Consider the following 24,855-nt stretch of genomic DNA (forward strand, 5'->3'; position numbering starts at 1 on the left):
GTGTGGAGATGCGCAAGTCCATTCGTTCGTTCGTCATGGGTGTCCTGGTCGCCGTGGGTGTGGCGCTGGCGCCGTCGGCGTTCGCTCGCAGCCACTGGAACGTCGGCATCGGCATCGGCCTGCCGGGTATCAGCATCGGCTACTCCGACTGCCGCCACTGCGGTCGCGGCTGGGGCGGCAACTACTATTACGGCGGCGGCTACTACGGCGGCTACAGCTCGTACTACGCACCGGCGTACTACGGCCCGGCCTATTACAGCCCTTCGTACTATGACGCCGGTTACTACGGTCCGTCGTACTACTACCCGAGCTACGGCGTGCGCTACTACGACCGTCCGTCGCACCGTTACTACGGCAATGGCTATCGCGACCACGGCTATCGTGACGGTGGCTACCGCCACCACGACCACGGCGACTACGGTCACCGTGCTTCCTACTACGATCGAGACGGCTATCGTCATTGACGCCTAGTCACGATCACCAGTCAGCGTCGGCGGCCACCCCTCCCCCTTCCTGCCGCCGGCGTCTCCGCCCCGCGACGATTTCCCCTGATCGTCGCGGGGTTTCTTCTTTTTTGATCCCGAAAACGCGGCCGTCCCGGCCTTGTTTCGTGTCGCCGAGTCCGGAGTGAATCCGGACTCGGCTCCGTCGTCCGAGCTCGCGCTCGAACGACGGGCGGCACATCCCTGTGCCGCAGCAGCCGCTGCGGCCGATGCGCTCCTGAGTGCTCGCGAAAACGCGGCCGGGCGGCACATCCCTGTGCCGTAGCAGCCGCTGCGGCCGATGCGCTCCTGAGTTCGCCGCCGGTCGGACTTCCGGTTTGCCGTGCAGCGGGTTCGTCGCGCGACTTTCGGCCTGTCCGTCCGGCGCGGTCGGCAGGTTATGATTGGCCGACATATGGCCGACGAAGCGTGCATGAGCGAGCAGAGCAGACGAACCGGAATGCCGGCGCAACGGCAGGTTCCGGGCGCATGGACGTTCTTTCGCCAGTGGCTGCGCAATCCGCGCGCGATGGCCGCGCTGTCGCCGTCGGGTCGCCAGTTGACCCAGGCGATGATCGCCCAGCTGCCGGCGGGTACGCAGCGCGTGGTCGAACTCGGCGCAGGCACGGGCGTGTTCACGCGAGCGCTGCTCGCGCAGGGCATCCGTGCGCGCGACCTCCTCGTGGTCGAACTCAACGAAGAGCTCCACGGCCTGCTGCAGGCGGAGTTCCCCGAGGCACGTGTCGTGCACGGCAACGCCTGCGACCTCGCGGCGATCGCCGCGCGCACGGGGTTCGAAGGCGCCGACGCGGCAATCAGCGGGCTCGGTTTCCTGGCGATGCCGCGCGAGGTGCAGAAGGGCATCCTGTCCGCGGTGTTCTCGGTGCTCGGGCCGGGGCGGCCGCTGATCCAGTTCACCTACGGCCCCGCGGGCCCGATTCCGCGCGACCTGCTCGACGAGCTCGGCCTGTCGGTCCGCCGCGGCGGCATCGCGCCGATCAACCTGCCGCCTGCATTCGTGTTCGTCTACACGCGCGACTGAGGTGGCACGACGACGGCGCGCGCGTCGTGCGCCGCCATTTCGCAACGACGCTCGCGGTATCATGGTTGCCCCAGACTTGCGAGGCCGCGCCGTGGGCGAATCGTCGATTCCCGATTGGATGAAGCAATGGCAGGCGCTGTCGCAGCAGTCCGTCAATGCCTGGACCGAGGTCGCGCGTGACGCGATGAACCAGGCCGGCAAGGGGCGCGTCGACGGCTTCGAGCAGTGGTCGCGTTCGTTCGCGGCGGGACCGGGCACGGGCGGGCAGGCACAGACGATCGAGCGGCTCGTCGACGGTGCGAAGAACTACGTCGCGTTCATGCAGTCGCTGATCGCCGCCGCTGGCGCGAACGCACCGAACGGCGTGCCGTCGTGGGGCGACGCGTTGCGCCAGGCCTTCACGATGCCGGGCGGTCCCGCGCTGTTCGAGCATCCGCTCACGCGGCTCTGGAAGGAGCACGCGACGGCCGGCAATGCGCAGGCCGCGTTCGGCAAGCTGTTCGGCGCGATGCCGGGCGCCGGCAATCCGGTCGACGAGGTGAAGGCGTGGCTGCAGCTGCCCGCGTTCGGCTACCTGCGCGAGCACCAGGAACACCAGCAGAAGAGCGCGGTCGCCTGGGTCGAATACCAGGAACAGCTCGTGCGCTACAACGCGAAGATGCTCGAGGCCGCGCGCCGCGGGTTCGAATTGTTCGAAGGCAAGCTGACCGAGCGCGAACAGCCGGGGCGGCAGATCGAGTCGCTGCGCGCGCTGTACGACCTCTGGGTCGACGCGGCCGAGGAAGGTTACGCCGAGATCGCGCTGTCGCAGGAATTCCGCGAAATCTACGGCGAGCTCACCAACGCGCAGATGCGCCTGCGTTCGCAGATCCACCAGGAGATCGAGCGCCTCAGCGTCGACCTCGGCATGCCGACGCGCAGCGAACTCAACAACATCGGTGAACGCCTGCAGGCGCTGCGGCGCGAGGTGCGCGCGCAGCGCGGCGGCGACGCGCTCATCGACGAGATCGCGGCGTTGCGCGGCGAACTCGACGAACTGAAGGCGGCCGTCGGCGGTGCCCGCAGGGCCAGCCGCGAAGCGCCGGCGAAGGCGGTCGTCGCCGAGGCGGCCGTGGCGCCGCCCGCGCGCAAGGCTGCTCGCAAGCCGGAAGGCAAGAGCGAGGCGGTCGCGCCGACGCCGGTGAAGGCGAAGGCACCCAAGCGTCACGCGCGCAAGGCGCGCGCAGAGCGCGCGGTGGCCGCGGTTGCACCGGGCAACTTCGCATCGCGCATCGCGAAGTTCGCCGATGCTTCGCTCGGTTCGCGCGGCACGCGCAAGGCGGACGCATCCGGCAAGGCTGAAAAGCCCGGCAAGGCCGACAAGAAGAAGCGCTGAAACGAGGAAGCGACATGGGCCCGATCAAGATCGAACCGACCAAGGCGCTCGACGAGGCGCTGACCACCCAACGCAAGCTCGCCGCGGCGATCGACACGCTGCGCAAGGTCGACGACGTCGACTTCGGCGTGACCAGCAAGGAAGCGATCTACCGCGAGGACAAACTCGTCGTCTATCGCTTCCGCGGCGACCGTCCGCCGACCGCGAAGGTGCCTATCCTCATCGTCTACGCGCTGGTCAACCGGCCTTACATGGTCGACCTGCAGGACGACCGCTCGCTCGTGAAGAACCTGCTCGCGAAGGGCGAGGACGTGTACCTCATCGACTGGGGTTACCCCGACCTCGCCGATCGCTGGCTCACGCTCGACGACTACATCAACGGCTACATCGCACGCTCCGTCGACGCGGTCGCGCGCCACGCGCGCGTGCGCAAGGTGAACCTGCTCGGCATCTGCCAGGGCGGCGCGTTCTCGCTGTGCTTCGCCGCGATGCACCCCCACAAGGTGCAGAACCTCATCACGATGGTCACGCCGGTCGACTTCCAGACGCCGGAGAACATGTTGTCGAACTGGGTGCAGAACCTCGATGTCGACCTCTTCGTCGACACGCTCGGCAACGTGCCCGCCGACCTCATGAACCTCTGCTACCTCATGCTCAAGCCGGTGCGGCTGAACCAGCAGAAGTACATCGGCCTCGTCGACATCCTCGACGACAAGGCCGAGATGGAGAACTTCCTGCGCATGGAGAAGTGGATCTTCGACTCGCCCGACCAGGCCGGCGAGGCGTTCCGCCAGTTCATCAAGGATTTCTACCAGGGCAACAAGCTGGTCAAGGGCGGCCTGAAGATCGGCGAACGCGAAGTGAGCCTCGGCAACGTGACGATGCCCGTGCTCAACGTGTTCGCCGAACAGGACCACCTCGTGCCGCCGTCCGCCTCGCGCGTGCTCGGCGAGCACGTCGGCACCGACGACTACACGCAGATCGCGTTCCGCGGCGGCCACATCGGCATCTACGTGTCGGGCCGCGCGCAGCGCGAGGTGCCGTCGGCGATCCACGACTGGCTCGCCGCGCGCAGTCGCTGAGGAGGCGCCCCGGGGAAGCAGGCTTTTCGGCGTGAAACCACGCCGAAAGCCCGTTTGCGGCATGCTGTCGGCCCTTTCGAGCCGCCGCGCGAGTCCGCCATGAGCGACGTCCTGTTCAACCTGTACGGTCTCACGATCACGCCGTGGAAACTGGTCGGCCTGCTCGGCACGTTCCTGTTCACCGCACGCTGGTTCGTGCAGTTCTACGCGACGAAGAAGTCCAGGCGCGTGGTCATGCCGATGTCGTTCTGGTACCTGTCGATCGTCGGCAGCGTGATGACGCTCGCGTACTTCATCTGGGGCAAGAACGATTCGGTCGGCATCCTGCAGAACGCGTTCCCGATGTTCGTGTCGGTCTACAACGTCTACGTGCACGTGCGCCACCACGAACCGGAAGTCGTGAGCCCCGGCGGATCCGAAGAGACCTGATCGGCGCGGCACTGCCGATGTGGGAGCGGCGGAAGCCGCGATGCTCTTCGCCATGGATAGATAAAGCGTCGCGGCTTCCGCCGCTCCCACAGGGGGGGCTTCTCTCGCCATCCGTACCGGTGCGCGGTAGGGCGGTACGCGCGAAGCGCGTGCCGCCGCTGCCACGCGACGTGGCGCGTGCAACTACTCCGGATCGTAGTCGAGGTTCGGCGCGAGCCAGCGCTCGGCTTCCGCGAGCGACCAGCCCTTGCGCCTGGCGTAGTCCTCGACCTGTTCCTTGGTGAGGCGGCCGACGACGAAGTACTGGCTCTGCGGATGCGCGAAATACCAGCCCGACACCGCTGCGGTCGGGAACATCGCGTAGCCGTCGGTGAGTTCAATGCCGGCGTTCTTCGTCGCGTCGAGCAGGCGGAACAGCGTCGCCTTCTCGGTGTGGTCGGGGCAGGCGGGGTAGCCGGGTGCGGGGCGGATGCCGCGGTACTTCTCGGCGATGAGTTGGTCGTTGCCGAGCGCTTCGTCCGGCGCGTAGCCCCAGAACTCGCGCCGCACGCGTTCGTGCAGGCGTTCGGCGAACGCTTCGGCGAGGCGGTCGGCGAGCGCCTTCAGCATGATCGACGAGTAGTCGTCGTGGTCGCGCTCGAAGCGCTCGATGTGCGCCTCGATGCCGATGCCCGCGGTGACTGCGAATCCGCCGACCCAGTCGGGCCGCCCGGACGCCTTCGGCGCGACGAAATCGGCGAGGCAGAAATCCGGGCGTTCCACCGGCTTGTCCGCCTGCTGGCGCAGGTGATGCAGCGTCGCGATGCGCCGGCCGGCGTCGTCGCGGAGCTCGACGTCGTCGCCGACCGCCTGCGCCGGCCAGAAGCCGATCACGCCGCGCGCAGTGAGCCATTTCCCGGCGACGATACGCTCGAGCATCGCGAGCGCGTCGCGATGGAGTTCCTTCGCCTGCGCGCCGACCACCGCGTCGTCGAGGATCGCCGGGTAGCGTCCCGCGAGTTCCCATGCGTTGAAGAACGGCGACCAGTCGATGCACTCGACCAGTTCGGCGAGCGGGTAGTCGTCGAACACGGTGACGCCGGGCTGCTTCGGCACCGGTGGATCGTAGTCGGCCCAGCCGCCGTCGAAACGCTGCGCACGCGCCTTGTCGAGCGGCACGAGCCGCTTGGCGCCGCTGCGATCCTTGTGCCGCTCGCGGATCTCCGCGTAGTCGGCGCGCACCTTGTCCATGAACGCGTCGACGAGTTCCTTCGAGACGAGCGACTGCGCCACGCCGACCGCGCGCGAGGCGTCCTTCACCCACACGGTCGGCGACTTGTAGTGCGGTTCGATCTTCAGCGCCGTGTGCGCGCGCGAGGTCGTCGCACCGCCGATCAGCAGCGGGATGCGCAGGTCCTGGCGCTGCATTTCCTTCGCGACATGGCTCATCTCCTCGAGCGAGGGGGTGATCAGGCCCGACAGGCCGATCATGTCGGCCTGCTCGGCGACCGCGATGTCGAGGATCTTCTGCGCCGGCACCATCACGCCGAGGTCGATGACGTCGAAGTTGTTGCAGCGGAGCACGACGCCGACGATGTTCTTGCCGATGTCGTGCACGTCGCCCTTGACCGTCGCCATGACGATCTTGCCGTTCGACTTGCCGGTGTCGCCGGTGCGCGCCTTCTCCGCCTCGATGTACGGCAGCAGGTAGGCGACCGCCTTCTTCATCACGCGTGCCGACTTCACCACCTGCGGCAGGAACATCTTGCCGGCGCCGAACAGGTCGCCGACGACGTTCATGCCGTCCATCAGCGGCCCTTCGATGACGTCGAGCGGGCGCGTGCTCTGCGCGCGCACCTCCTCGGTGTCGCCTTCGACGAACGCGTCGATGCCGTGCACGAGCGCGTGCGCGAGCCGTTCGCGCACCGGCAGCGTGCGCCAGGCGAGGTTCTCGACGACGACTTCGCCCTTCTTCGCCTTGTAGCGTTCGGCGATCTCGAGCAGGCGCTCGGTCGCGTCCTTGCGCCGGTTGAGCACGACGTCCTCGACGCGCTCGCGCAGTTCCGGGTCGAGGTCGTCGACGATCGGCAGCGCGCCCGCATTGACGATGCCCATGTCCATGCCGGCGGCGATCGCGTGGAACAGGAACACCGCGTGGATCGCCTGGCGCACGGTCTCGTTGCCGCGGAACGAGAACGACACGTTCGACACGCCGCCCGAGACGTGGCAGCCGGGCAGGGTCGCGCGGATGAGGCGCGTCGCCTCGATGAAGTCGACTGCGTAGTTGTCGTGCTCCTCGATGCCCGTGGCGATCGCGAAGATGTTCGGATCGAAGATGATGTCCTCGGGCGGGAAGCCGACCTGCTCGGTGAGGATGCGGTAGGCGCGCGTGCAGATTTCGACCTTGCGCGCGCAGGTGTCGGCCTGGCCCTGCTCGTCGAACGCCATCACGACCGCGGCGGCGCCGTAGCGCAGCACCTTGCGCGCGTGTTCGACGAACAGCGCCTCGCCTTCCTTGAGCGAGATCGAGTTGACCACGCCCTTGCCCTGCAGGCAGCGCAGGCCGGCCTCGATCACGCTCCACTTCGACGAGTCGACCATCACCGGCACGCGCGCGATGTCCGGCTCGGACGCGATGAGGTTGAGGAAGCGCACCATCGCCGCTTCCGAATCGATGAGACCCTCGTCCATGTTGACGTCGATGATCTGCGCGCCGCTCTCGACCTGCTGGCGCGCGACCTCGACCGCCTCGCCGTAGCGCTCTTCCTTGACCAGCTTGCGGAACTGCGCGCTGCCGGTGACGTTGGTGCGCTCGCCGATGTTGACGAACAACAGCTCGGGCGTGAGGACGAGCGGCTCGAGGCCGGAGAGGCGGGTGTAGCGGGGCGTAGCCGTCATCGTGATCGCAGTCTTTCCGTGTGGCCGTCGTGGCATGCGGGCGACGCGCGCCCGTCGGCTCAGGCGGCGGCGTCGAGGGTGGAACGCAGCGCGCGCGGCGCGACGCCGGCGACCGCGTGCGCGATCGCCTCGATGTGCGCCGGCGTCGTGCCGCAGCAGCCGCCGACGAGGTTGAGCAGGCCGCTGCGCGCGAACTCGCCGATCAGCGTGGCCATGTCCGCGGGCGTCTCGTCGTACTCGCCGAACGCGTTCGGCAGGCCCGCGTTGGGGTGCGCGCTCACCTGGCAGTCGGCGACCTGCGACAGCACGTCGACGTACTGGCGCAGTTCCTTCGCACCGAGCGCGCAGTTGAGGCCGACCGACAGCGGCCGCGCGTGCGCGACCGATGCGTAGAACGCTTCAGCGGTCTGTCCCGACAGCGTGCGACCGGACAGGTCGGTGATCGTGCCCGAGATCATCACCGGCAGGCGCCCGCCGCGTGCGTCGAATTCCTCCTCGATCGCGAACAGCGCGGCCTTCGCATTGAGCGTGTCGAAGATCGTCTCGACCATGAGCGTGTCAGCGCCACCGTCGATGAGGCCGCGCGTCGCTTCGCGATAGGCGAGGCGCAGTTCCTCGAAGCTCGTGTTGCGGAAGCCGGGATCGTTGACGTCCGGGCTGATCGAAGCGGTGCGGCTGGTCGGGCCGAGCACGCCGATGACGAAGCGCGGGCGCGACCGATCCTTCGCCTCGACCGCGTCGCAGCACGTGCGTGCGAGGCGCGCGCCTTCGCGGTTGAGTTCGTACACGATGTGTTCGAGGTGATAGTCGGCCTGGCTGACCGAGGTCGCGTTGAACGTGTTCGTCTCGACCAGGTCCGCGCCGGCGTCAAGGTAGGCCGTGTGGATCGCGCCGATCACGTCCGGACGCGTGAGCACGAGCAGGTCGTTGTTGCCCTTGAGGTCGTGGCCCGGCTGGAGCGCGGGATCGCGTCCTGGTTCGTGCTGCGAATCGAAGCCGTGCACGAAGCGCGTGCCGCGATAGTCGGCCTCGTCGAGCCGGTAGCCTTGCACCATCGTGCCCATCGCGCCGTCGATGACGAGGATGCGCCGCGCGAGCGCGTCTTCGAGCGCGCGCACGCGCGCGGGATTGAGATAGGGAAGATGGCTCATGGCTTCCTCGCGAGCAGGCTCATGACTTCGAAATGCGGCGGTCGGCGTTCGCGCGTGAGGCGTTCGCAGGCGAGCACCTCGAGGCCGGCCGTGCGCGCGAAGCCGGCCAGGTCGTCGGTCGCGAAACCGAGGTTGCGGTGCTCGAACGGCTCGACCGCGGTGCGGTGCGCGTGGCGACCGAGCGTCGCGGCGAGCAGGCGGCCACCCTTGCGCAGCACGCGTGCGGCTTCGGCGACGACCTGCGCCGGGCGCTCGCTGTAGGTGAGCGCATGCATGAGCAGCACGAGGTCGAAGCGTTCGGCCGGGAAGTCGAGCGCGTGCATGTCGCCGATGCGGACATCGACGTTCGCGCAGCCCTTCAGGCGCTGGCGCGCTGCCTCGACCACGCGCGGGCCGGCGTCGACGCAGACGATCGAGCGTGCGCGCGGCGCGAGCAGTTCGGCGAGCACGCCGTCGCCGGACGCGACGTCGAGCACGTCGCCGGTCTCGACGAGCTGGGTCATGCCGCGCGCGAGCGTCTCCCAGGTGCGACCCGGGGAATAGTGGCGCTCCATGTCGCCGGCGACGCTGTCGGCCCAGCCTTCGGCGCGCGCGCGCTTGGCGAGCACGCCGGGCAGGCGGCGTTCGTCGTCGCGCAGCAGCGCGTCGTCGACGTTGTCCTTGAGCGCACGCAGCAGCGCGCCCTCGCGCACGTCGAGCTCGCCGTTGTAGCGGTAGTACGACGACACGCCTGCACGGCGGTCGCGCACGAGATCGGCTTCCTTGAGCTTGGCGAGGTGGGTCGAAACGCGTGGCTGCGCCAGCCGCAGCACGGCGGACAGTTCGGCCACGGTGAGTTCCTCGCGTTCGAGCAGGGCGAGCAGGCGGACCCGGGTCGGGTCGGACAGCAGCCGCAGCAACGCCGAGGTGGCGGCCAGATCCACGATTTATCCTTTCATCTTGATTGAAAGATGGAAGCGGCTAGCGTAGCGGTTGGGGCACGCAGCGTCAATGGAGAGCGGCGCGCCGGGCGGCCGCGCGGTTATGCTTCGCGGATGCCTTTCCGTGATCGTGCGAGGCGTTTCGCCCTCGCGTTGCATGCCTGCTGCGGCGTCGCCTTCGCCGTCCACGCCCCCCGAGCGGTTGCGCTCGAAGATGCCGAGCTCGGCAAGTACTGGAGCGCGGACGCCTCGCGCGTGCCGTACCGCGCCGTGGTCACGGACGGTCGCCGCGACGGCGAGAAGCTGCCGCTGGTCGTGTTCCTGCACGGCGACTGGCAGGACGGCACCGACAACGAATCGCAGCTCGCCGGCGATGGCAACGGTTCGTTCGAGCTCGTCGACGCGGCGCGCGAAGGCGGCATCCCGCTCGTCTACGTCGCGCCGCAGACGACCGGAGCGTACTGGCCGCCCGCGCGCGTCGCTGCGGTCGTGCGCGACGCGTTGCAGCGCTGGCCGATCGATCCGCGCCGGGTCTACCTCACCGGCATTTCCGACGGCGGCACCGGCGTCTGGGACGCGCTCAAGACCTGGCCGCGCTGCTTCGCCGCCGGCGTACCGATGTCGGGCATGACCGAACTCGCCGGGCTCGGCCCGATCCGCGACGTGCCGCAGTGGGTGTTCCACGGCAGCGACGACGACGACACCGACGTCGAGAAGGGATACGACGGCGCGATGGTCGGTTCGCGCGCGGTCGTGCGCGCGCTGCGCGCGATGGGTGGCCGGCCGCGCTACACCGAATACGCGGGCGAGAAGCACGTGATCTGGGCGCGCGCCTACGCCGAGGACGCGCTGCTGCCGTGGATCCTCGACCAGAAGCTGCCCGGCAAACCCTGCGATTTCGCGGCCCCCGCCCGTTGACGCGGTGGACCCGCTAAAATCCCGTCCCTGACCTTTCGCGTCGTCATTCCCGTGCAGGCGGGAATCCATTCGCTCGGACCGGCCAGCGTCGATCCTTGCGAAAGCCGGCCCCGTGGATTCCCGCGTGCGCGGGACTGACGTCCCGATGCCTCATTCGATCGTTTTCCGAGGAGTTTCCATGGACTTCCGCTACACCGACGACCAGTTGTCGATCCAGGCCATCGCGCGCGACTTCGCGCAGAAGCGCATTGCGCCGGTCGCGGCCGAGCTCGACAAGTCCGGCGAGTTCCCGCTCGACAACATCCGCGAGATGGGCCAGCTCGGCCTCATGGGCATCGAGGTGCCGCACGAATACGGCGGCGCCGGCATGGACACGATCGCCTACGCGCTCGCGATGATCGAGATCGCCGCGGCCGACTGCGCGCATTCGACCATCATGTCGGTCAACAACTCGCTCTACTGCAACGGCATCCTCAAGTACGGCACCGAGGAGCAGAAGCAGAAGTACGTGCGCGCGATCGCCACCGGCGAGGCGATCGGCGCGTACGCGCTGACCGAGCCGCAGTCGGGTTCCGACGCGTCGGCGATGCACACGCGCGCGGCGAAGAACGCGAGCGGCGACTGGGTCATCAACGGCAAGAAGAGCTGGATCACCTCCGGTCCGGTCGCCAGGTACATCGTGCTGTTCGCGATCACCACGCCGGGCATCGGTGCGAAAGGCGTGTCGGCGTTCATCGTCGACACGACGCGCCCGGGCTTCCTCGCGGGCAAGACCGAGCCGAAGCTCGGCATCCGCGCGTCGGCGACCTGCGAGATCGAGTTCAGCGACTACGTCTGCCCGGCCGCCGACATGCTCGGCCCGGAAGGCAAGGGCTTCGCGATCGCGATGGGCGTGCTCGACGCGGGCCGCATCGGCATCGCCTCGCAGGCGGTCGGCCTGTCGCGCGCGGCGTACGAGGCGAGCCTCGCCTGGGCGCGCGAGCGCAAGGCGTTCGGCAGCCCGATCGGCTCGTTCCAGATGATCCAGGCGAAGATCGCCGACATGAAGTGCCGCCTCGACGCGGCGACCCTGCTCGTGCTGCGCGCCGCGTTCGCGAAGACGCAGACCGAAGCGAACGGCGGCCGCTTCAGCACGGAAGCGTCGGTCGCCAAGCTGTTCGCGTCGGAAGCGGCGATGTTCATCACGCACCAGGCGGTGCAGATCCACGGCGGCATGGGCTACTCGAAGGAAATGCCGCTCGAGCGCTACTTCCGCGACGCCAAGATCACCGAGATCTACGAAGGCACGAGCGAAATCCAGCGCCTGGTGATCGCGCGCAACGAAACCGGCGTGCGCTGAGCCGCGGACGGATGGCCGCGCCGACGTCCGTGGCGACGCCCGGTCCGCGGCCGTTGCCGCTCGCCGGCGTCGTCATCACGCGCAACGAGGCCGACCGCATCGCGCGGTGCGTGCGCTCGCTCGCCGAGGTGTGCGCCGAAGTGTGGGTGCTCGATTCCGGTTCGACCGATGCGACAGCGGAGCTCGCGCGCGCCGCGGGTGCGCAGGTGCGCGAGCAGGCCTGGCTCGGCTTCGCCGCGCAGAAGAACGCGGCGATCGCACTCGCGACGCAGCCGTGGGTGATCCTGCTCGACGCCGACGAATGGCTCGCTGATGGTGCCGCGGAACGCCTGCGCGCGCTGTTCGCGGGCGAGGTCGAGCGCGCCGACGTGTGGGAATTGCGCCGGCGCACGCACTACCTCGGTGCCGTGCTGCATTTCGGCGGCTGGGGCAACGAGAAGGTGAAGCGCCTGTTCCGCAACGACCTGCGCTTCAAGCCGGGCCACGTGCACGAGAAGATGGACGTCGGCGGCCGCCGCGTGCGCACCAGCGGCGTGCGCATGGAGCACGACACCGCGCGCAGCGGCGCGGAATACCGCGCCAAGCTCGATCGCTACGCGCGCCTGTTCGCCGAACAGGCGCACGCGCAAGGACGCCGCGCGTCGCCGCTCGCGCCGGGCCTGCACGCAGCCGCCTATCTCCTGAAGACCGTGCTGCTGCGCGGCGGGTTCCTCGACGGTCCGGGTGCGTGGCGCTATCACGCAGAACACGTGCGCTACGTGCGGGCCAAGTACCGCTACCTACGCGCACTCGGAAGCGCAGCGGCGCGCTGAAGCCGCCAGCGCGCGGATATCGGGCATCGAGCGCGCGACTCGATGCGCGAGTCGCCGCGATTCAAGCGCCACTGCCGTCGCATGACGCGCGAGTGCGGTCGTTCGCGCCGCGAGTACCAACGCATCGGACGCCAGTAGCCGCGCCTCGGGTGCGAATGCGGCCGACTCGCGCGCCAGCGCCCGGGTGTCGCGCGCGAGTGGTCTTCACTGGCGCTCGAGTGCGGCCGCGTGGCGTGCCGATGCGCCGTGCTGGCGGTCGACAGCGGCGGATTCGCGGCCCGGTCGGCGCGATCGACCGCTCGGGCGGCACGGGCGATCGCCGACGGAGGCGCGCCGGCAGTCCATCAGCGCCCGGTCGCCCGACGGGGAAAATACCGGTTCGCCGAGGCTTCGACGCCTCGCGTTCGAGCGGCAAGCATTGGGCAGCGAGTCCGCGGGCGACACGGGCGGGCTCGCAAGGCTCATGTGGGACGCCTGTCGCCTCGCGACTCCGGCGGCTCGCGCGTCAGTCGGCCCGATTGGTTTCCTGCAGGTGCGTGTCGATGCCGTACGGCGTCCACGCGGCGCGGTCGCGGCGCGTTTCGGCACGGATGCGGTCGTTCTTCTCGCGCATCTCCGGTTTCATGTAGCCGCGCTTGTGTTCGAGGTGCACGCAGATCGCCGAATAGCGGATCGTCTTGCCGCGGATGCCGAGGTGGTTGAGGCGCTCGCCGAGCTCGAGGTCCTGGCCGCCGTACTGCATGCGCTCGTCCCAGCCGTTCACGCGCACGACGTCGTCCTTCCACGCCGACGCGTTGTGGCCGTGCAGGCGCGGCTTCACCGGCGTGATCGCGTCGAACAGGCGGCGCTGCCATTCGCGCTTCACGCGCAGCTTGAGCGTATGGCGTTCGAGGCCGTTGGCGGCGAGCCAGGCGTAGTCGGTCGCGCGGCCTTCGAGGATGTCCTCGCGCGTGATCCGCTGCGACAGTTCCAGCGGAAGCTTGCAGTAGCCGCCCGTGAGGTAACGACCGCGTTCGCGCAGGGCGAGGTGGCGCGCGACGAAGTCCGCGCGCGGGATGCAGTCGCCGTCGGTGAAGATGAGGTAGTCGGATTCGGCGAGCAGGATGCCGCGGTTCATGCCCTTGCACTTCTGGTAGCCCTCGTCGGGCTGCCAGAAATGGCGCAGGCGGTAGGGCATCTGCGGGCGCAGCGCGTCGATGCGCGCGCGCGTGTCTTCGCGCGAGCCGTCGTCGACGACGATGACCTCGAACGCGCGATGCGTCTGCGTCGCGTAGCCCCACAGCACCCACTCGAGCCATTGCGGCTCGTTGTAGGTCGCGAACATCACGGTCACGTCGGGCGCCGCCATCGCATTTCCGTCTCGGGATCCGGGGCGGAATTTTACGGCATGCGGCGCCGGAGCGCGTCAATCGAAGCCGTTGGCGAAGATCGTGTCGGTCGTGCTCAGCTCGACCATGTAACCGGTGGTGCCACCGTGCACGTCGAGGCGCCAGCCCGAGTTGAAGGTCTCGTTCTCGTCGCTCTGCGTGGTCCAGTCGAGCGTGCTGAGGGTCGCGTTCGCGGGCGAGATCACGCGGATCTTCAGCGGCCCCGCCGTCGCGACGAGGCCGTTGACGACCGGCTGCACGGGCGTGTTGACCTGGAACGTCGCGGTCGTGCCGGCGCCGAGCGTGAACGCGTCGGTGACGGTGAGCGTGCGCGCGGCGAAGTCGATCGTGCGATGCCACGCGCCGACGGCGGCGTCGCCGTCGTAGGCGGGCGTGAGGTCGGCGACCGCGTGCACCGCGCCGCCGGCGCCGGGCGTGACGGTCATCGTCGAGGTCGTGCCTTCGCGTTGCGGCACGGTCGCGCCGTCGTGGTCGAAGCGCACGACGTTGTTGGTGTCCGTGCCTTGCTGGATGCCGCTGTGCGTCCACATGTTCTCGGTCGCGGCGAGCCAGTCGCCTTCGAACAAGGTGAACGCGCCCTGGTCCTGGTGCGCGTGGCTCTGCACGTACGGCCCGGCCGAGAACGCGAGCCACATCGCGCCGGTGTCCCAGCCGGTGCGCGCGAACAGCTGGCCGGTGCCGGTCGCGTGGTAGACGAGTTGCGCGGGCGGCGTGCCGGCGGGGCCTGCGGGCAGCAGGTTGTGCCGGTAATTGAAGCCGCTTTCCATGTCCTGGTCGGAAATGGTGTGCAGCCACCACGAGGCGTTCGCCTGCGCGGTCGCGTCGTTCGACACGCGGCGCGCTTCGAGCACGAGGTGGCGGTGGTAGTCGTAGATCACCGGTTCCGACACGCGTGCCTGGTCGCCGATCGGCGCGACGCGGTCGCGCGTCGGCACGGTCGAGTGCAGCCACCACGCGATGCTGTCGGTCACGTGCGCGTTGGCGTTGCCGATGTCGCTGCCGGTCGAGTCGTGCCAGACGCGGTAGAGCATGAACAAGGTGCCGTGCGAGAGGCCGTAGGCGGTGCCTTCCTCGCTGCCGCCGCCGGGAATCGTCGCGGTGTAGGCGAGCTGTTCCGGCCAGCGCACGTTCTGCAGCAGGTCCTTCCAGGTCGTGCTGTTCGAGGCGAGTCCCCAGTACATCGTCGCGCGCAGGAAGCTGTAGTGGTAGTTGTTGGCCGGATCGTCGACACCCCAGCCCGGCCACGCGTGCGGATGGCCGCCCCATTGCGCCTGGTCGTGGTGCCAGACGTTCCAGACGGCCTGTTCGGCGTAGTTGCCCCAGCGCGTGCGCTGCGCGGGCGTCACGTGGCCCGCGCACCAGTCGTAGGTGAGCGCGAGGTCCTCGATCATCGGCCCGACTTCGAGGTACTGGTCGCCCGCGATGTCGGGCGCGTCGCCGCCCGCGATCGCGGCTTCCGCCGCGGCGACCTGCGCCTCGACCGTCTGCACCGCGAGCGTCGCGTACTGCGCCTGCGCGGTGAGCTTGTACATGTAGGCGGCATCGGCTGCGGAGAAGCCGTAGCCGGGATTGCCCGCGACGGCATCGTCGACGAAGCCCTTGAAGCGCTGGTATTCGACCGACTGCAGATCAACGAACGAGAGGTCGACGACGATCGCCGCGTGCGCGTTGCCCGCGAGCAAAGCCGTAGCGAGCGCGACGCCGCGCCAGCGATGGAATCCTTTCATCATGCACGCCTCCCCGTTGCGATGCGGGCGCATCCTACGCCGAGGAACGACGGAGTGTTGCGAATTGCGACACGCAGGGATTCAGAGCGATCGCCCGTCGAAGTGATGTACGGGAATCTTCGACAGATCCAGGCCCTCGATGCAGCGCAGGTTGATCGCGGCCATCGGCTGGCCCTCGCGATTCGTCGCCTCGGCATAGGGGTGGATGCCGCACTCGGGGCAGAAGCGGTGCCGGATCGCGTGCTTGTTGAACACGTACGTCTTCGCGGCGTCTTCGGGCGTCCTGAGTTTCAGGTTCGCGCGCGGAACGAACCAGAGCAGCGACGCCTTGCGCGCGCAGATGGAACAGTTGCAGGCGAGCCCGCCGTCGATTTCGCCTTCGACATCGAAGGACACGTTTCCGCAGTGGCAGCTTCCGGTGTAGATGGTCATGGTCCCAGTCCGTTCGTCGGCGGCGCGAATGCGTTGCCCGTGGAGTCAATCTACCCCGCGCGCATCCGCAGGGGGAGTAACAAGCTCGTCGCGATGCGATTCGATCTTGGCAGGGAGCCCGGGAGCCGGATCAGGCGACCTGCTCGCGATGGAGTTCGTGTTGCCCGCGCGTCGAGTGCGCGGCCTTAGGCAGCTGCGACGCCCTGCGGAACTGGAGATAGGAACGGCTCATACCCTGCACGACGTGACGGGTGATCGACAACCAGCCGAGCGGGGCGAGGAAGGCGCGATATACGACGAACTGCTAGTCGCGTGTCGACAAATGCGGTCCGCGGTCGATCTCCGCATACCGCTGCAATGCGATTTCGAGCGCCTTGGCCGCGATGCCCCGCGCAGTATCCACCGGCAACGAGAACACGGCGAGATAGCCCATCCGCATGAACGAGCACAACTGATGGCCGCGATCGCATTCGGCGACGCAGTTCTCCATCATGATCGGCAAGCGCTCGTGGTAGTCGTGAACCGAAAAGGCCAGCGACTGCACCTGCTGCAGGATCGACGGGAAGGAGTCGGGAAACTCCCGACCCGCGGCGGGCTTTGACAGGCGGTCGTCAAGCAGCGCCATGGGAAGGGATCCGATGTGCCGCTCGAGGCGGCGCCGTCGTCGTCAGTCGACGTAACCCGCCACCATCACGCGCTTGCCGTGGCGCAGCTGCTCGTACGCGTCTTCCGGCGGCGGCACGAGTTCGACGCGGCTGAAGCCGACCTTGCGCATGATCCAGAACAGCGCTTCGAGGCTCGGCACGAGGCAGATGCCGGTCGTGCTCGCTTCGGGGCCGTGCGTGTCGTCGGTTTCGTCGATGATGCCGAACGAGCCCTTGAGCGGGCGCACGAAGCGGTAGCTGCCGTAGTCGACCATGCCGCTCATGCCCGGCACGACCTGCGTCTCGACCACGCACATGTGGCGCGTCAGCGCGCGCGCCTGGCGCAACGCGCCGATCGGGTTCTCGAGGTGGTAGATGAGGCCGAGCATGAGCACGAGGTCGAACTGGCCGAGGCCGCGCTGGTCGAGCACGTGCACGTCCGACTGCAGCACCGACAGCTTCGACAGGCCGAGCGCGTCGCGGATCGTATTCGTGTCGGCGACGTGTTCGGCGCGTGCATCGACCGCGACGACGCGGTCGGCGCCCCATTCGAGCAGCTTGGTCGAGAACCAGCCCTGGTGGCAGGCGATGTCGACCGCATCGTGACCCGCGAGCGAGGCGCCGAAGCGCTCGCCGACGACCCGTCGCAGCATCTCCAGGCGGCTCTCGTGGATCTGGTCGAGCGCGCCGTCGTCGTAGGTGTCGGTGACGCGCCCGCTCGGCAGCGTGAAGCGGTAGAACCAGGTCTTGTCGAGGATGCGTTGTTCGTCGGCGCTCATGGCGGCAGGGTCGCGGAAAAGAACGCGATTCTAGCAGGCCGGGGGCAACGGTCCGTCGCGGCGGTCGCCGCGCGCGACGGCCGCGTCACTGCGCCGGTTGCAGTTGCGCCGGCCGGGGCTTCAGGCCCATCGCCTTGCGATAGCGCGCGTAGAGCGCTTGCACCTTGGCGACGTACTCCCGCGTTTCGACGTACGGCGGCACGCCGGCGTACTGCGTGACTGCGCCGATGCCCGCGTTGTACGCGGCCGCGACGAGGGTCAGGTCGCCTTCGTAGCGGTTCTGCAGCGCGCGCAGGTGGCGTGCACCGGCGAGGATCGACTCGCTCGCCGACAGGGGGTCCTTCACGCCGTAGTCGCCGATCACGTCGGGCATCAGCTGCATCACGCCGCGTGCGCCCTTGTCCGACACCGCCTGCGGATCGTAGTAGCTCTCCGCGTGCGCGATCGCGCGCAACCAGGCTTCCTCGACCCCGGTCTTCTTCGCCGCGCTGCGGAACTCGCGCGGGAATGCATCCATGCGCGGCGCGCCGACCTCGCCGAGGCCCGCGTGCGCAGGCGAACCCGCCGGCGTCGCGACGGTGAACGCGAGCACCGGCGTCGAGCCGGGCAAGTTGCGCGTGCTGTAGACGGTGCGACCGTCCTGCTCGCGCTGGTAGAGCGTGCCGTGGAATACGCCCATCTGCCCCCACAGGTTCGGCAGCGCGGCTGCGTCGTCGTCGAGCTCCTTCGCGAAGCATTGCGAACCCGGCTCGGGTGCGGTCGCGAGGCTCACGGTGCCGTCGCGGATGCAGCGGTAGACGGTGCGTGCGCTCGCGTGTGCGATCGGGAGCAGGGCGATGGCGAGCGCGATGAGGGGGCGCGAGGGGCTCATTCGGGGCGATTGTAGGGGGAAGGGGTGAATGATCGCGGTATCGGGGGCTTTTTCGCTTGCGGGAGAAGGTAGGGTGAGGGCGCTTGTGCGGTGCGCTTATCGTTGATGTTGTTCTTTAGAACGGCAACGCAGAGCTTCCTTCGCGAAAACCGACCCGCGTCCCTGCGTGTTCGTCCCGCATCCCTGCGGGCCGGTCACTTTCTCTTGCTTGCCCAAGAGAAAGTAACCAAAGAGAAGGGCACCCCTGCAGCGGCGCCCTCCGGGCATCCTGCCCTACGGGTGCGTGAACGGCAGCCGGGGTTCGCCGACGGCGCTTCCTGCGCCGACGGCGAACGCGCGCACATCCCTGTGCGCGCCCCCGCGGGCTGATCGGACCGCCGTTCACCGCCGCTGAAGGGGCCCGAAGAGCGGCGCGCTCCTGCGCGCAGAAGCCGAAGCGAGAGCACAGCGATGCGGGCGCATCGTCTCGGTGCTGGCGCTCGAAGAGCATCGCGACTTCCGTCGCTCCCACACCAGCGCGCACGCGCGTCGTCATCGCTTTCTTGTGGGGGCGGCGGAAACCGCGACGCATCTCCTTGATGCTGCGATGTCCTGCCGCTCTTGCTTCTGCGCGCAGGAGCGCGCTGCTTTTTATCCGGGTCCCCGTGCGGCCCGGCGAGCGGGCGGAGGAAAAGCCCGCAGGGGCGCGCGCAGGAAGCGCGCGCGTTCGTTGCCGGTACATGGATGTACCGTCAACGAACCCCGCAGCCCGCTCGCGCAGTCAGCGGGCAAGGAAGCCCGCTGACCGGGCCGCCCGGGGTGCCCTTCTCTTTGGTTACTTTCTCTTGGGCAAGCAAGAGAAAGTAACCCGCTCGCAGGGATGCGAGCGGAAAACGCAGGGATGCGGGTCGGTTATCGCGAAAGAAGAGAAGCGTCGCGCGCCGTCGTTCAAGAAGAACGACGGACACCACGCGCCAGAAGGGCTCCCGCAAGCGGGAGAGGGGAAATGAGCGCGAAGCGCCAATCGCGCTCAAAGGGTCAACGACAGAAAAAACGTCACATCCTGCGCATGTTTCGCGATCGCGTCCTCCACGAGGCCCGCGCGCAGCGTCCACCCGGCCTTCGCGTGCCACGCGGACGAGAGCGCGAGCGTCGCGGCATCGTCGAGCAGCGGGATCGCGCTGTCGTAGAGCGCGCCGTGCCATTGCAGCTGTGCGGCGACGTCCCAGCCGGGACGCAGCACGTAGCCGAACGTCGCGTCGGCGAACGGGACGACGTCGTTCGCGCGGTTGGGCAGCAGCTCGGTGTCGCCGCGGCGCATCGCGCCGGCGCGTACGCCCCACGGCAGGCGCGTCGTCGCGTCGGTCGACTGCGCGGCGAGCCAGAGGCTCGCGTCGACGGCGCGGTCGTCGACGAGCGGGCTCGCGTGCGTGGTCGGCAGCTTCAGGGTCGCGCCGACCTGCCACTCGTGCGTGCCCGTGGGCAGGCGCCAGGCGACGTCGACGAGCAGCGGCGTCGCGGCGTGCAACGTGCGGTCGAGCGTGATGCGGTCGCCCGCACCGTCGTCGTAGGCGATGACGTGGCCGCTGCTCGCGATTTGGCCGCGGTCGCCGTTGTCGAGGCCGAAGGCACGGTGCCAGTCCTCGATGAAGTCGTCGAGGAAGCCGTCGTCGAAGGCGATCGCGCCGATCGTCGCGCGCGCGATCCAGCGGTCGCCGAACGCATGCGTGACCGCGATGCGCGCTTCATGGAACTCGCCGTCGTAGAGCAGGTGCTCGCTGCCGCGGTCGAACGCGAGCTCGGTGTTGCTCGCGCTCGCGACGACGTCGACGCGCCACGCGTCGGCCGCCGCCGACGCCGGCGCGAACGGCAGGCCGCTCGCGGCGGCGAACGGGTTCGCGTCGCGATACAACAGCCAGGGCGCGCCCTCGTCGGCCGCCGCGATCGCGGGCGCGAACGCAGCGAGCAGCGCGAACCGGGCCGCCGTGCGGCGGTCCGGTCGCAACGTCGCGTCAACCATGCGGGTGCGGCGACGAGGTCGCGGCGAGCGTCTCCTCGGGCGGCTCCATCTTGTCGCCGAGCAGGCGACGCACGATCACGTAGAAGATCGGGATGAACAGCACGCCGAGGAAGGTCGCGAAGATCATGCCGCCGATCACGCCGGTGCCGATCGCGTGGCGCGCGTTGGCGCCGGCGCCGGTCGAGATCGCCAGCGGCAGCACGCCGAGGATGAAGCAGAACGAGGTCATCAGGATCGGGCGCAGTCGCAGGCGCGCGGCGTCGACCACCGCGGTCGCGAGCTTGCGCCCGGCGCGTTGCTCCTCGACCGCGAATTCGACGATCAGGATCGCGTTCTTCGCGGCGAGGCCGATGATCGTGATGAGGCCGATCTTGAAGAAGATGTCGTTGTTGAGGTTCGCGTCGAAGGTGTGGCGCATGAGCGTGGCGATCAGCGCGCCCGTGATGCCGACCGGCACCACCAGCATCACCGCGAACGGGATCGACCAGCTCTCGTACAGCGCGGCGAGGCAGAGGAACACGACGAGGATCGACAGCGCGAACAGCAGCGGCGCCTGGTTGCCGGAGATGATCTCCTGCAGCGACTGGCCCGACCACTGGTAGCTGAAGCCGCTCGGGAAGTCCTTGCCGCCGATGATGTCCTGCATCGCCTGCATCGCTTCGCCGGAGCTGTGGCCCGGCGACGGACCACCGTTCATCTGGATCGCGGAATAGCCGTTGTAGCGCGTGAGGCTCGGCGAACCCATGCTCCATTCGGTGCGCACGACGTTCGACAGCGGCACCATCGGGCGCGTGCCGTCGGACGACGCGCCGGCGGCGGCCGCGCTGCTCGGCACGTAGAAGTGGCCGACCGCGTCGGGCGACATGCGGTACGGCGCGTCGGCCTGCATGATCACGCGCTGTACGCGGCCCTGGTGGAAGAAGTCGTCGACGTAGACGGGCGCGAGCATGAGCTGGATCGCCGAGTAGACGTCGGTGAGCGAGATGCCCATCGACTGCGCCTGCACGCGATCGACCGTCATCTTGACCTGGGTGCTGTCCTCGAGGCCGTTCGGGCGCACGCCGGCGAGCTGCGGCGACTTGCCCGCCGCGCCGAGCAGCGCGTTGCGCGCGGCGATCAGCGCGTCGTGGCCGGCACCGCTGCGGTCCTGCAGGTACATCTCGAAGCCACCGAACTGCGACAGGCCCGGGATCGTCGGCAGGTTCAGCACGAACACCTGCGCGTCCTTGATCTGCATGAAGTTCGCGCCGTTGAGCTGCTGCGCGAGCGCGCTCGACACGTGCGGGCGCTCCTTCCATGGCTTGAGCCGGTAGAACGCCATGCCGACGTTCTCGCCCTGGCCGACGAAGCTGAAGCCGGACACGGTGACCACGCCTTCGACGTCGGGGTTCTTGCGGCCGATCGAGCGCACCTGCTCCATGACCTTGTTGGTGCGGTCGATGGTCGCGCCCGGCGGCAGCTGCACGATCGCGAGCAGGTAGCCCTGGTCTTCCTCCGGCACGAAGCTGCCCGGCAGGCGGGTGAACAGGAAGCCGCACAGCACCGCGATCGCGAGGAACACGACGAACCACGACGGCGAATGGCGCACCGCGCTGCGCACGTGGCCGGTGTAGACGTTCTGGGTCCAGTTGAAGCTGTCGTTGAACCAGCGGAACACAACGTTCTTCTTGGTGTCGTGCATCGGCTTGAGCATGCTCGCGCACAGCGCGGGCGTGAAGGCGAGGGCGAGGAACGCCGAGAAGCCCATCGACACCGCGATGGTCAGCGCGAACTGGCGATAGATCGCGCCCGCGCTGCCGCTCTGCATCGCGCTCGGGATGAACACCGCGGCGAGCACGACCGCGATCGCGATGACCGCGCCGGTGATCTGGCTCATCGCCTTGCGCGTCGCCTCCTTCGGCGACAGGCCTTCCTCGGCCATGATGCGTTCGACGTTCTCGATCACCACGATCGCGTCGTCGACGACGATGCCGATCGCGAGCACCATGCCGAACAGGCTCAGCTGGTTGATCGAGAAGCCGAGCATCCACATGCCGAGGAAGCCGCCCATCAGCGCGACCGGGATGACCAGGGTCGGGATCAGCGTGATGCGGAAGTTCTGCAGGAAGATCAGCATGACGAGGAAGACCAGCACGATCGCCTCGAACAGCGTCTTGACCACTTCCTCGATCGAGATCTGGATGAAGTCGGAGGTGTCGTACGGGATGAACCACGACACGCCCTTCGGGAAGCCGGGCTGCAGCTCGGCGAGCTTGGCCTTGACCGCCTTGGCGACGCCGAGCGCGTTCGCGCCGGTGAGCAGCTGCACGCCGAAGCCGGCGGTCGAGGTGTCGTTGTACTTCAGCGCGAAGCCGTAGCTGCCCGGGCCGATCTCGATGCGCGCGACGTCCTTGAGGCGCACGGTGGTGCCGTCGCTGTTCGTGCGCAGCAGGATGTTCTCGAACTGCTCGGGTTCGCTGAAGCGGCCCTCGGCGCGCACGGTCGCGGTGAAGCTCGCGCCGCCCGCGGACGGCTCGGCACCGACAGAACCCGCGGCCACCTGCACGTTCTGGCCGCGCACCGCGGCGAGTACTTCGGTCGCCGACAGGTTGAAGCCGTGCAGCTTGTCCGGGTCGAGCCAGATGCGCATCGCGAACTCGGAGCCGAACTGGAACGCGCTGCCGACGCCGGGGATGCGCTGGATCTGGTCGAGCACCTGGGTCGCGACGACGTTGTTGAGCGCGTAGGTGTCCATCGAGCCGTCGTCGGACTTGAGCATGCCGACCATGAGGAAGCCCGGGTTCACCTTCGACACGGTGATGCCCTGCTGGATCACCTCGGTCGGCAGGCGCGGCTGCGCGAGCGAGACGCGGTTCTGCGTCTGCACCGCGGCGATGTCGGCGTCGGTGCCCGGCTCGAACGTGAGCGTGATCGACGCCGAGCCGCTCGAGCTCGAGCTCGAGCTGAAGTAGAGCAGGTGGTCGACGCCGGTGAGCTGCTGCTCGATGACCTGGGTCACGGTCTTCTCGACCGTGCTCGCGTCCGCACCCGGATAGACCGCATTGACGGCCACCTGCGGCGGCGCGATCGTCGGATACGCCTCGACGCCGAGCTGGCTGATCGCGATCACGCCGCCCAGCGTGATGAGGATCGCGATGACCCAGGCGAAGATCGGACGCTCGATGAAGAAACTGGGCATGGTGATGGTCCCGGAATTGGCTGGAATCGCGAACGCCGGCCACGCGGGCCGCCGTTCGTGTGCCGCATCCCGCCCACGGACCGCGAGGTCCCGAGCGGGAGGCGTGCGTGCCTAGTGCTTCTCGCCCGCGGCGGCGGCCGGCGCGCCGTTCGGCGCCTGGCCGTTCGCCTCCGGCTGCCACGGCACGGCCTTCGCCGGCGCATCCGGATGCACCATCTGCACGCCGGAGACGACGATCTGGTCGCCGTCGGCGATACCGCCGGTGACGATCCAGCTGTCGCCCTTGAGCGTTTCGGTTTCGATGCGCTTCTGCGCGACCTTGCCGTCCTGGCCGACCACGAACACGTACGCGCCCTGGCCGTCGCGCTGCACCGCGCGCTGCGAGACGAGCCATGCGTGCTTGAGTTCGCCGAGGCTGAGGCGAACGTTGACGTACATCCCCGGCAGCAGGCGGTGCTGCGGATTGGGCACGGTGCCGCGCAGGGTGACCGCACCGGTCGCCGCGTCGACCGCGGTGTCGGAGAAATCGAGCGTGCCGGCCTGATCGTAGGCGCTGCCGTCGGACATCGTCAGCTCGATCTTCGCCTTGCCCTGTTCGTACAGTTGCACGTCGCCCTTCGCGGCGGCGCGGCGCATCTCGTCGAGCGAGCCGACCGCCTGGCTGAAGTTGACGTAGACCGGATCGATCTGCTCGACCGTGGTCAGCAGGGTCGCGTCGCCCTGGCCGACGAGCGCGCCTTCGGTCACCTGCTGCTTGCCCGCGCGTCCGGCGATCGGTGCGGTCACGTTGGCGTAGCCGAGGTTGATCTTCGCCGCCTCGACGTTGGCCTGCGCCTGCTTGACCGCGGCGGCGGCGGTGCGTTCGGCCGCGTTGGCGGCGTCGACGTCGGCCTTCGACAGCAAGCCCTTCTGCGCGACCGAGCGCGCGCGTTCGGCGGCGACGTGGTTGTTCTGGTAGGTCGCCTGCGCCGCGGCGAGGTTGGCGAGCTGTGCATTCAAGGTCGCACGCAGCGGAGCCGGGTCGATCTCGAACAGCAATTGGCCTTCCTTGACGTCGGTGCCTTCGGTGTAGACACGCTTCTGCAGCACGCCGGCGACGCGCGCACGCACGTCCGCCGTGCGTACCGCGGTGAGGCGCCCGACGAGTTCCTGCACCAGCGGCACCACGCCCGCCTTGGCGGTGATCACGCCGACTTCGGGCGGTGGCATCTGCTGTTGCTGCTGCGCCGACTTGCCGCAACCGGCGGCCAGGGCGGCGAGGGTTGCGACGGCGACAGGGGTCAATGCGCGATGCAACTTCATCGTGGAGCTTCCTGTTCTCGGATGCGTAGGGGCGGCGGCCGATCGAAGACAACGGCGTGCGCGAGCGTCGCGCGAGCCGCGTCGGCAGCGACCGGACTATACCGCCGG

20 protein-coding genes are annotated in these 24,855 nt (G+C 68.6%); 8 read left to right on the forward strand and 12 right to left on the reverse strand.

Translation table 11 applies throughout. From position 1 onward, the window contains the following. Positions 1-8: 8 nt before the first annotated feature. The 5 genes from FHW12_RS00785 (at position 9) to FHW12_RS00805 (ending at position 4,410) form a co-directional block, all read left to right on the forward strand. Complete coding sequence (locus tag FHW12_RS00785) at positions 9-464, forward strand: hypothetical protein (RefSeq protein ID WP_182529086.1); 456 nt, start codon at positions 9-11, stop codon at positions 462-464. A gap of 478 nt (positions 465-942) precedes the next feature. Next, the gene (locus tag FHW12_RS00790; RefSeq protein ID WP_182529087.1) at positions 943-1,524 is read left to right on the forward strand and encodes a class I SAM-dependent methyltransferase; all 582 of its coding nucleotides are present in this window, start codon (positions 943-945) and stop codon (positions 1,522-1,524) included. Positions 1,525-1,642: 118 nt separating this feature from the next. Then, positions 1,643-2,899 (forward strand): class III poly(R)-hydroxyalkanoic acid synthase subunit PhaE, encoded by a 1,257-nt coding sequence (phaE, locus tag FHW12_RS00795; protein ID WP_220484274.1) that lies wholly within the window; start codon positions 1,643-1,645, stop codon positions 2,897-2,899. Positions 2,900-2,913: 14 nt separating this feature from the next. Beyond that, a complete protein-coding gene (locus tag FHW12_RS00800) occupies positions 2,914-3,981 on the forward strand; it encodes a class III poly(R)-hydroxyalkanoic acid synthase subunit PhaC (RefSeq protein ID WP_182529089.1) in 1,068 nt (355 codons plus the stop codon). A 99-nt stretch (positions 3,982-4,080) separates the two neighbouring features. Next, positions 4,081-4,410 (forward strand): lipid-A-disaccharide synthase N-terminal domain-containing protein, encoded by a 330-nt coding sequence (locus FHW12_RS00805; RefSeq protein ID WP_182529090.1) that lies wholly within the window; start codon positions 4,081-4,083, stop codon positions 4,408-4,410. 183 nt (positions 4,411-4,593) lie between these two features. Here FHW12_RS00805 and metH read toward each other — a convergent pair whose 3' ends face one another. From metH to FHW12_RS00820, 3 genes are read right to left on the reverse strand one after another with little or no spacing between them, the layout of a single operon-like run. Beyond that, on the reverse strand, positions 4,594-7,287 hold the full coding sequence (gene metH / locus FHW12_RS00810) for a methionine synthase (protein WP_182529091.1): 2,694 nt from the start codon (positions 7,285-7,287) through the stop codon (positions 4,594-4,596). Positions 7,288-7,346: 59 nt separating this feature from the next. Continuing rightward, positions 7,347-8,438: a homocysteine S-methyltransferase family protein gene (locus FHW12_RS00815; protein WP_182529092.1), complete on the reverse strand. Its 1,092-nt coding sequence runs from the start codon at positions 8,436-8,438 to the stop codon at positions 7,347-7,349. Then, positions 8,435-9,361, reverse strand: a complete 927-nt coding sequence (locus FHW12_RS00820; protein ID WP_182529093.1) for an ArsR/SmtB family transcription factor — start codon at positions 9,359-9,361, stop codon at positions 8,435-8,437. Before FHW12_RS00820 ends, FHW12_RS00815 begins: the two co-directional genes overlap by 4 nt. A 252-nt stretch (positions 9,362-9,613) precedes the next feature. On the opposite strand from FHW12_RS00820, the gene FHW12_RS00825 reads away from it, so the two are divergent. The 3 genes from FHW12_RS00825 to FHW12_RS00835 all read left to right on the forward strand — a co-directional run bounded on the left by FHW12_RS00825 (position 9,614) and on the right by FHW12_RS00835 (position 12,427). Next, on the forward strand, positions 9,614-10,276 hold the full coding sequence (locus FHW12_RS00825; RefSeq protein ID WP_182529094.1) for a hypothetical protein: 663 nt from the start codon (positions 9,614-9,616) through the stop codon (positions 10,274-10,276). Between the two features lie 178 nt (positions 10,277-10,454). Beyond that, positions 10,455-11,615, forward strand: coding sequence for an acyl-CoA dehydrogenase family protein (locus FHW12_RS00830; protein WP_182529095.1), 1,161 nt, complete (start codon positions 10,455-10,457; stop codon positions 11,613-11,615). A gap of 11 nt (positions 11,616-11,626) precedes the next feature. Continuing rightward, positions 11,627-12,427 carry a glycosyltransferase family 2 protein gene (locus FHW12_RS00835; protein WP_182529096.1) on the forward strand — a complete coding sequence of 267 codons (801 nt, stop codon included), beginning with the start codon at positions 11,627-11,629 and terminating at the stop codon, positions 12,425-12,427. 505 nt (positions 12,428-12,932) lie between these two features. Here the strand turns inward: FHW12_RS00835 and FHW12_RS00840 are convergent. From FHW12_RS00840 to FHW12_RS00880, 9 genes are all read right to left on the reverse strand, one after another. Next, positions 12,933-13,775 carry a glycosyltransferase family 2 protein gene (locus tag FHW12_RS00840; protein WP_182529097.1) on the reverse strand — a complete coding sequence of 281 codons (843 nt, stop codon included), beginning with the start codon at positions 13,773-13,775 and terminating at the stop codon, positions 12,933-12,935. 57 nt (positions 13,776-13,832) lie between these two features. Next, positions 13,833-15,545: a hypothetical protein gene (locus FHW12_RS00845; protein WP_182529098.1), complete on the reverse strand. Its 1,713-nt coding sequence runs from the start codon at positions 15,543-15,545 to the stop codon at positions 13,833-13,835. 78 nt (positions 15,546-15,623) lie between these two features. After that, the gene (locus tag FHW12_RS00850) at positions 15,624-15,974 is read right to left on the reverse strand and encodes a GFA family protein (RefSeq protein WP_182529099.1); all 351 of its coding nucleotides are present in this window, start codon (positions 15,972-15,974) and stop codon (positions 15,624-15,626) included. 304 nt (positions 15,975-16,278) lie between these two features. Next, positions 16,279-16,599 (reverse strand): hypothetical protein, encoded by a 321-nt coding sequence (locus FHW12_RS00855; protein ID WP_182529100.1) that lies wholly within the window; start codon positions 16,597-16,599, stop codon positions 16,279-16,281. A gap of 42 nt (positions 16,600-16,641) precedes the next feature. Further along, positions 16,642-17,397, reverse strand: coding sequence for a class I SAM-dependent methyltransferase (locus FHW12_RS00860; protein WP_182529101.1), 756 nt, complete (start codon positions 17,395-17,397; stop codon positions 16,642-16,644). 85 nt (positions 17,398-17,482) lie between these two features. Further along, a complete protein-coding gene (locus FHW12_RS00865) occupies positions 17,483-18,268 on the reverse strand; it encodes a lytic transglycosylase domain-containing protein (protein WP_182529102.1) in 786 nt (261 codons plus the stop codon). Positions 18,269-19,277: 1,009 nt separating this feature from the next. Further along, positions 19,278-20,267 (reverse strand): DUF3187 family protein, encoded by a 990-nt coding sequence (locus FHW12_RS00870; RefSeq protein ID WP_182529103.1) that lies wholly within the window; start codon positions 20,265-20,267, stop codon positions 19,278-19,280. Beyond that, positions 20,260-23,445 carry an efflux RND transporter permease subunit gene (locus FHW12_RS00875; RefSeq protein WP_182529104.1) on the reverse strand — a complete coding sequence of 1,062 codons (3,186 nt, stop codon included), beginning with the start codon at positions 23,443-23,445 and terminating at the stop codon, positions 20,260-20,262. The genes FHW12_RS00870 and FHW12_RS00875 overlap by 8 nt, the downstream gene beginning before the upstream one ends. Positions 23,446-23,556: 111 nt before the next feature. Next, positions 23,557-24,747: an efflux RND transporter periplasmic adaptor subunit gene (locus tag FHW12_RS00880; RefSeq protein ID WP_182529105.1), complete on the reverse strand. Its 1,191-nt coding sequence runs from the start codon at positions 24,745-24,747 to the stop codon at positions 23,557-23,559. Between the last annotated feature and the right edge of the window lie 108 nt (positions 24,748-24,855).

Source organism: Dokdonella fugitiva, from assembly GCF_014138265.1.
Taxonomy (GTDB): Bacteria; Pseudomonadota; Gammaproteobacteria; order Xanthomonadales; family Rhodanobacteraceae; genus Dokdonella_A; species Dokdonella_A fugitiva_A.

Coding starts and splice junctions, on each gene's coding strand:
- FHW12_RS00855 (WP_182529100.1), bottom strand. CDS start 16,599: ATGGCGCTGCTTGACGACCGCCTGTCAAAGCCCGCCGCGGGTCGGGAG.
- FHW12_RS00815 (WP_182529092.1), bottom strand. CDS start 8,438: ATGAGCCATCTTCCCTATCTCAATCCCGCGCGCGTGCGCGCGCTCGAA.
- FHW12_RS00850 (WP_182529099.1), bottom strand. CDS start 15,974: ATGACCATCTACACCGGAAGCTGCCACTGCGGAAACGTGTCCTTCGAT.
- FHW12_RS00835 (WP_182529096.1), top strand. CDS start 11,627: ATGGCCGCGCCGACGTCCGTGGCGACGCCCGGTCCGCGGCCGTTGCCG.
- FHW12_RS00865 (WP_182529102.1), bottom strand. CDS start 18,268: ATGAGCCCCTCGCGCCCCCTCATCGCGCTCGCCATCGCCCTGCTCCCG.
- FHW12_RS00880 (WP_182529105.1), bottom strand. CDS start 24,747: ATGAAGTTGCATCGCGCATTGACCCCTGTCGCCGTCGCAACCCTCGCC.
- FHW12_RS00805 (WP_182529090.1), top strand. CDS start 4,081: ATGAGCGACGTCCTGTTCAACCTGTACGGTCTCACGATCACGCCGTGG.
- FHW12_RS00790 (WP_182529087.1), top strand. CDS start 943: ATGCCGGCGCAACGGCAGGTTCCGGGCGCATGGACGTTCTTTCGCCAG.
- metH (WP_182529091.1), bottom strand. CDS start 7,287: ATGACGGCTACGCCCCGCTACACCCGCCTCTCCGGCCTCGAGCCGCTC.
- FHW12_RS00870 (WP_182529103.1), bottom strand. CDS start 20,267: ATGGTTGACGCGACGTTGCGACCGGACCGCCGCACGGCGGCCCGGTTC.
- FHW12_RS00860 (WP_182529101.1), bottom strand. CDS start 17,397: ATGAGCGCCGACGAACAACGCATCCTCGACAAGACCTGGTTCTACCGC.
- FHW12_RS00830 (WP_182529095.1), top strand. CDS start 10,455: ATGGACTTCCGCTACACCGACGACCAGTTGTCGATCCAGGCCATCGCG.
- FHW12_RS00785 (WP_182529086.1), top strand. CDS start 9: ATGCGCAAGTCCATTCGTTCGTTCGTCATGGGTGTCCTGGTCGCCGTG.
- FHW12_RS00800 (WP_182529089.1), top strand. CDS start 2,914: ATGGGCCCGATCAAGATCGAACCGACCAAGGCGCTCGACGAGGCGCTG.
- FHW12_RS00840 (WP_182529097.1), bottom strand. CDS start 13,775: ATGGCGGCGCCCGACGTGACCGTGATGTTCGCGACCTACAACGAGCCG.
- FHW12_RS00845 (WP_182529098.1), bottom strand. CDS start 15,545: ATGATGAAAGGATTCCATCGCTGGCGCGGCGTCGCGCTCGCTACGGCT.
- FHW12_RS00875 (WP_182529104.1), bottom strand. CDS start 23,445: ATGCCCAGTTTCTTCATCGAGCGTCCGATCTTCGCCTGGGTCATCGCG.
- phaE (WP_220484274.1), top strand. CDS start 1,643: ATGAAGCAATGGCAGGCGCTGTCGCAGCAGTCCGTCAATGCCTGGACC.